Annotated in this window: 7 protein-coding genes; 2 read left to right on the top strand and 5 right to left on the bottom strand. The window is 35.9% G+C overall.

Annotated elements, in window-relative coordinates; genetic code table 11:
- Positions 1 to 448: 448 nt before the first annotated feature.
- The 3 genes from FFR48_RS23800 to FFR48_RS23810 all read right to left on the bottom strand — a co-directional run bounded on the left by FFR48_RS23800 (position 449) and on the right by FFR48_RS23810 (position 4,540).
- Entirely contained in the window at positions 449 to 2,017 is a 1,569-nt protein-coding gene (locus FFR48_RS23800; protein ID WP_096566955.1) for a metallophosphoesterase family protein, read from the bottom strand.
- Between the two features lie 162 nt (positions 2,018 to 2,179).
- Positions 2,180 to 3,418: a damage-control phosphatase ARMT1 family protein gene (locus FFR48_RS23805; RefSeq protein WP_137669077.1), complete on the bottom strand. Its 1,239-nt coding sequence runs from the start codon at positions 3,416 to 3,418 to the stop codon at positions 2,180 to 2,182.
- 537 nt (positions 3,419 to 3,955) lie between these two features.
- Positions 3,956 to 4,540, bottom strand: a complete 585-nt coding sequence (locus FFR48_RS23810) for a Uma2 family endonuclease (protein WP_137669078.1) — start codon at positions 4,538 to 4,540, stop codon at positions 3,956 to 3,958.
- 250 nt (positions 4,541 to 4,790) lie between these two features.
- Between FFR48_RS23810 and FFR48_RS23815 the strand changes: the two genes are divergently transcribed.
- Positions 4,791 to 5,927 carry an amidohydrolase family protein gene (locus tag FFR48_RS23815; protein ID WP_137669079.1) on the top strand — a complete coding sequence of 379 codons (1,137 nt, stop codon included), beginning with the start codon at positions 4,791 to 4,793 and terminating at the stop codon, positions 5,925 to 5,927.
- Between the two features lie 55 nt (positions 5,928 to 5,982).
- Positions 5,983 to 6,162 carry a type II toxin-antitoxin system Phd/YefM family antitoxin gene (locus FFR48_RS23820; protein WP_137669080.1) on the top strand — a complete coding sequence of 60 codons (180 nt, stop codon included), beginning with the start codon at positions 5,983 to 5,985 and terminating at the stop codon, positions 6,160 to 6,162.
- 14 nt (positions 6,163 to 6,176) lie between these two features.
- Here the strand turns inward: FFR48_RS23820 and FFR48_RS23825 are convergent, their stop codons facing one another.
- Both FFR48_RS23825 and FFR48_RS23830 read right to left on the bottom strand, forming a co-directional pair.
- Positions 6,177 to 6,365 (bottom strand): type II toxin-antitoxin system HicA family toxin, encoded by a 189-nt coding sequence (locus FFR48_RS23825; protein WP_137669081.1) that lies wholly within the window; start codon positions 6,363 to 6,365, stop codon positions 6,177 to 6,179.
- On the bottom strand, positions 6,362 to 6,565 hold the full coding sequence (locus FFR48_RS23830) for a type II toxin-antitoxin system HicB family antitoxin (RefSeq protein ID WP_199301882.1): 204 nt from the start codon (positions 6,563 to 6,565) through the stop codon (positions 6,362 to 6,364). Before FFR48_RS23830 ends, FFR48_RS23825 begins: the two co-directional genes overlap by 4 nt.
- Between the last annotated feature and the right edge of the window lie 217 nt (positions 6,566 to 6,782).

The raw sequence follows: 6,782 nt of genomic DNA on the forward strand, positions 1-6,782 counted from the left end.
TAGAGGCTGATAAACACAGAAATTAGTGCAAGGGTTTTGAAGGGTATACCGGAAAAAGTGTGCATTTTTTGGGATTTCAAGAGATGGCAAAGAAATTTTCAAATCTCCTCCTGACTCCTGACTCCTGTACGGGCGAAGCATTCGGAAAATAGCCTTTTCATAAAATTGATAATTTGTCGTCCGAATGCTTCGCCCCTACGACTCCTGACTCCTGACTCCTGACTCCTATACCCTCACGGAAAGACTTTCTCAGCAACCCCTAATTACAGCAGTCCTAATTACAGCAGTTTTGAGGTTGTGAGTAATATTCCCCAACTTAGCAACCCAACTTAGCAACAGGATGAGTAAACTGTTACACAGCTAAATTGTATAATCCTAACATTCTGAACTCTTGTTTAACAGGCAAGATGCCTGTTCCACTTATACAAATTAAATGCACAACAGCTTATTAAATTACAATAGGTTCTAATTGGCGATCGCACCATTTTCCCTCTACTTGCTCTGTAACTAATGGTGTAATAATAAACTTAGCCGGAAAACCTTCTTTCACATCCACCCGCAAGCAGGAATAAGGTTTTTTCATCTCTGAACCGTAACCACTGCGTCCCACATACAGCAAAGACTCGGCAACTTTATGAGTAGAATTACTATTACCATCGGTAAAACTTTCTACTAATTCTGTTCCTTCTTGTCGTTGGCGACGGGGACGGCGACCACTGCCACCACAAACTATATAATTAATGTGTGAATCGGCATATCCTGTATCCACCGTCCGCAGATATTCCAAACAGTGCGCGTGGCCATTGAAAACCACATCCACAAGCGGTCTACCTTGATTTATATTACCTAAAGCCGCCGCAACTTGTTCCAATACCCCCCGCAACCGATGACGCACGGCTAAAGTTTGTCCTTGATGCCACTTGGTAGCTTCTGTTACATAAGGAGGATGATGAAAGAATATCACCCGTCCCCTCACTTCTGAATTTTGCCAAGATGCAATTAATCTATCTTTTAACCAGTCAAGCTGTTCAAGATCCACATCTGCACTGGTGTGAATTTCTAATTGTTTTTCAATATCAAGCTTGACTTCATTAAGTTGGTCTACCTTAGCACCCAAGTCAGCCAGTAGTTCTGATTCTTCGGGATTTTCGGAGTTAAGTTTATCACACTCTGCCAAAATTTCTAACTCTTCTTGTTCCAACTTTTGACGACGCTGTAACAACTCCCGACGTATATCTCCCGCTTGGTTTTCTGGTAGCGGTTCTGGGGTATTAAAAGTATTAGAATCAAGGGCAAAAAAGTCAATTCCCCCATAATTAAATGTATAATACCGATTAGGTAATCGGGTGAATTGTCCCGGTTGGTAACGCAAACAGCGTCCTGTATTACTTTTAGCAGTGTAATATTTATCTAAATGATATTCTAATTCATGGGGAGAAATAGCAGCTAAATAATCAATAAAAGCTCTTGAATAAGCATCACCTTGATTTGAACCATGCCAACCGATTTCAATATCTTTGTAAAGCAACATCCGCCGCAAAGGTAAAGTCGAACCAGTAATTAAACGATAAAACCAAGGCACATCATAATAGTCATGATTGCCTAAAACTGGCAAAATTGGTAACTTAAAAACCATCTGGTCATAAGCAATACTTTCGGGGTTTTCACCACCTACCAAAAATTCGCGGTAAGGTTCAATAAAATTAGGCGGATAATACTCACGAGAACCCACCACATAAACAACATCACCAGTATGCAAAATAAAACGGCAATCATCACTATGATTTAACATCATTTCCGCAACTTGACGCTGAGGATGAGAACCATAATGAGACTTAGTACCGCTATCACCGATTACCATAAAAGAGAAATTTTGATTTTTCTCCCTGCCATTATCATCTAAAATCATGGCAGTTTGGTCAATTCCTCGTTGCTGAATACTGGGATGCTGCGATCGCACCCTTTGGTTCATTTTTTGGATTTTTACCGGAACTGATGGTTCAGAAATTAATTTCATAGCTTTTTGGAAATTACCCTTGCTATATATAAATAGTGTATATCAAACAATATCTAAAATCCAAGGAGGTGATGAAGTAGTGCTAATCGACATTTACGGTAAATATGAAAAAAATTCTCAGTTTGATCTGCTATGTAAAGTTCTCTTTAATGTGGAATTTCTTCAGATTCCTAAATCTACCAACTGAATAACCCCCCATTGTCCATTTGTTAACCACTGAGGATCTAATATTGCTAATTCCTCTAAAACTTCAGCTTTTAAACCTGCTGCTACTTCTGATTTTAAGGTACGTAACGCTAACATTGGTGCAGGTAAATAAGCCACTATATCTGCAAAATTTGTAGTATAATCCCAGTAGACATCTCCCAACAAACGCCGATAATTAGCATCACCTTTAACAACTATTAAATTCGACTTTGCTAACTCATCTTTCAGTGATTGGGGAATTTGCCAAAATGGTAAAGGTGAAGTCCAACAATAATCTTCTGTTAAAATCAATTTACCTGAATCAAGATTTTTACTTAATCTTTGTACAAATGATTTAACATCAGGATGACTACCTGCTGCTAAAAAATCTTTGGTTGCATACACATCTTTAATCATTGCATCCGATACAAAAGTGGGATGGGGTTTCAAATGTAAATAAACCTGATTTGCAAAACCACTACCCAAGAGAAAATCAACTAAACATAAATCACAAATTAATTCAAAACCTGCATTATCAACTACAAAATCAATGCGGTTATTTTCCGATTTAGCTAATAGCTTACTAACTGCAAATGAATCATCTACCAAAATGTTATTTAATTGAGTTTGAATATCAAAATTACTTCTGTTATCTTCAAAAGCTGACCATAAACTTAAATCAACTCTATTTCCCCATAATGCGAAATACAATAAGGCAATCAGAGAAGATTTACTAGGTTTACCTGCTTTCTTTGATTCATTTAACCATTGTTGTACTTGAGTACATAAAGAAATAATAGCATCAATAGCAGCTTCTAAACCTTGTTCTTTTTGTAGTAAAAATGGATCAACACCTTGCCATTCTCCGTGTTGAAAGTAATTAGTAATATTGAGAATAAGACGGTAAAAATAAGTTTCCGCAAAAAACCAAGGTACATCTACCCAACGTTGATTTTTATAAGGTTCTAGATATTTCTCCCAGTCGTGAAAATCTGCACCTGTGTCATTTTTTAAAGGTTGTAAATATCCGTTGGGAAGTTCTGCTGCTAATTTTTCCAAGTTTTGATTTATCTCAGTGGTAAATTTATTTTCTTTAATGACACGACGGGCAATATTTGGCATTCTTTGAGTTACGGTAAACTCAGTAAAAGAACCAATTTCAGAACCTACAAGGGGTGATGGTAAGGGTAAATTGGGAAGTTGAAAATTATTCATTATAAATATATATTTTTCACGTTGTAGTCATTCTCAGAGGTTGTTTGAACAGTCATGATTGATGTATCAAATATTTTTTACCCCTCCCTAACCCCTCACAAGGGTAGGTATTTTACATTGTCGTCAGGGCAAGACTTGGAGGACAAGGCAGACAAGGTGACAAGGGAGGAAATACGTACCAATAATATACAATTGGTAACAAAAACTGAGGCTCAACAGACCTTGTTTTGTAGAAAATCTTCCTTGTCTACAATACCTCCTTGTCTTCCTAGTCCTGCCTTAACAGATAATATTAAAAACCTACCCCTGTGAGGGGATTAAAGGAGGTAAAAATGTGATTAAAATCACGAAATACCACTTTTAAAACATCCTCTCAACCTAATTTATCAGAAATACTAGATTTTGTATAGATCAGGACTTACGCAAAAGGGAACGAAAGTAGGGGTAATACCCTTCGGGAAGCAAGCTACATGAATTACCTCTATGCAAGAATAAGGTTTTCAGTCACATCTTGCGTAAGTCCTATAGATTAATTATTTATTCATCAACACTTTTCTGAAAATCAACCTGTTCATATAAATCCTGAAAATCAATTTGAAAATCTAGATTTTGCAGTGTTAAAGTATCTGATTCAGATTCCAATTCTGTAAATATCCATTTCCCATCATCTGTTTTTACATAGTGCATGACATGATATTGATATTGATTGATTAAAATATATTCTTTAAATTCAGGAATTGAGCGATAATAAAGAAACTTATCACCTTGGTCATAATTGCTAGTTGATTTAGATAAAACTTCAGCAATTAATAAAGGATTCATCACAGTAGTTGTATTTGCATTTTGATAAATAGGTTCACCTTTAATTAGCATCACATCAGGGTATGTATATTGACGATAACGGGGTATCCACAACCTGACATCACCAATATAAACATCATAATTTTGCTTTTTTAATCCGTATTTTAAAGCAGCAGCAAAATTCAGGGCAATTTTATTATGATTTGTTGTTCCTCCTGCCATTGGTATAATCTCTCCATCACGGTATTCGTTTTTATATTCTGCTTTCTCTTCCAGTTCTAGATATTCTTCTGGTGTATAGGTTCGGGTTTGTGTTTGCATAAAATATAATATTGTTAGCTTATTGTTAACTATCATTCAAGTATAACAAGATTATCCAAATATTTCCCAAATATACCAGATTTTAAGTATATTTATTTGCAAATTTTTATCAAAAATAGTTAAATATTTTAACTTCATGTTTGGAAAGATCGATATTAAATGTAAAATTAATCCAATGTCAGAAACTGTAAAAAGCTGACACAGAAACCCAGATACCTGAATACTTACATCTCAAAAATCTTAACCATCCATGAATCTCTCGGAAATTCCCCTCATTGAACAACACGCCCATAACATATTAAAATCAGAAGTAGCTGCAAATTATCCCTTTGCAGCCGCTTTTACAGAAGGTTATGATCCAGAAATAGTAAATTATCACGCTAAACATACCTTATTTTACCGCCGCAGTTTACGAGAAATTGCTACATTATTAAACTGTGAACCCGAAGAAACAGCAATTTTAGCACATCGGCAAAATTTAGGACTAGAAAATTTAACCAGAATATATTTTGAAGCTGCTAACTTAGAAGCAATATATTTAGATGATGGTTTAACCCCGGAAAATATCTTACCAATTTCTTGGCATCAACAATTTACCACGGTCAAAAGAATTTTACGCTTAGAATTATTAGCGGAAAAACTACTTTCACAAATTGACGAATTTCACACTTTTGTCAATGCTTTTATCAAAGAAATTGATCCTCCATCCCCTGACATTGTAGCGTTTAAAAGTATCGCCTGTTATCGTAGTGGGTTAGATATTCGACCTGTTGCACCCGCGGTTGCTGCTGTGCATTTTTATGATTTTAAAAAACTACAGAAAAAAAATGATCTGCCTTTACGATTAAATGATAAACAATTAATAGATTTTATTTTACAACAATCGTTGATAGTTGCTGCTAAATATAAAATACCTGTACAATTACACACTGGTTTAGGAGATCCAGATTTAGATTTAAGATTAGCAAATCCTTTAAATTTACGATATTTGATAGAATGTCCTCAATATAAAAACGCGCCTTTAGTTTTGCTTCATGCTTCCTATCCTTACATGAGAGAAGCGGGATATTTAGCATCAATGTATCCCCAGGTTTATCTAGATTTTGGTTTAGCAGTTCCTTTTTTAAGTGTAGCCGGAATGCGAAATACAATTAGGCAACTTTTGGAATTAATCCCTACCACAAAATTAATGTATTCATCTGATGCTCATTCTATCCCCGAATTGTATTATTTAGGTGCAAAATGGGGTCGTCAATTGTTAGGAGAAGTATTAGATCAGGCAATTAAAGATACAGATATTACTGTTAAAGAAGCGGAGGAAATAGGATTGGGAATTTTACGGGAGAATGCTTTAAGTTTGTATGGACAGAGGTTAAAGGAGGGATAAATTATGGACAATGTATTTATTTTGTTTATATTAAAAAAATAAGAGAGGTGTAATTATGCAATTTATTTCCGATACCGAAGCTAAACAAAAATTTGCCTCAATCCTAGATAAAGCACAACGTGAAACTGTGATCATCCGTCAGGAAAATCGTGACGTTGCTGTCGTTCTGTCTATAGAAGAATATCAACGCATCATGCGGATAAATATTCAGGAGTTTCAAAAGACTCTTGCATAGAACATAATTTACTCTCATCGTGTAAAAGGTATACCTAAATCCTTACAAATCTTTTTCGCCAAAATATCATCTATTTCTTGGTGTCGAGGAATAGCTGATCTTCTGTTTTTCTCAGGATTCCACCACCAAGAATGGCGAGAACCTTCACGAATCAACTCACAACCGCACTCCTGTAAATGGCGTAATAAATCCCCACGCTTCATAGTGCGATCGCTTCCTCAACATAATCACTACCCGCAGCTTCTATAGCATCTTGACGGTTAAACTCTAATGCCTCTAAAAGTGTAATTCGTAAACTTTCTAATAATTTCTCTCGCGTTGCTTCCTGACAATTTACACCAGGTATTTCTTCAATCCAACCCAACCACCAATCACCGGATTGTTTAATTACTGCTGTATACAAAATCTTTCCTCCTTAGCTGTAACAGTGTTGAATATTCATCTATCATAGCAATTTATCTACCATTGCTGAAAATTAGGGCGATCTCTACACTAGGGGTTGCTGAGAAAGTCTTTCCGTGAGGGCATAGGAGTCAGGAGTCAGGAGTCAGGAGTCAGGAGTCAGGAGGAGATTTGAAAATTTCTTTGCCATCTCTTGAAATCCCCAAAAATGCACACTT

The organism is Sphaerospermopsis reniformis, assembly GCF_005402885.1.
Lineage (GTDB): Bacteria > Cyanobacteriota > Cyanobacteriia > Cyanobacteriales > Nostocaceae > Sphaerospermopsis > Sphaerospermopsis kisseleviana.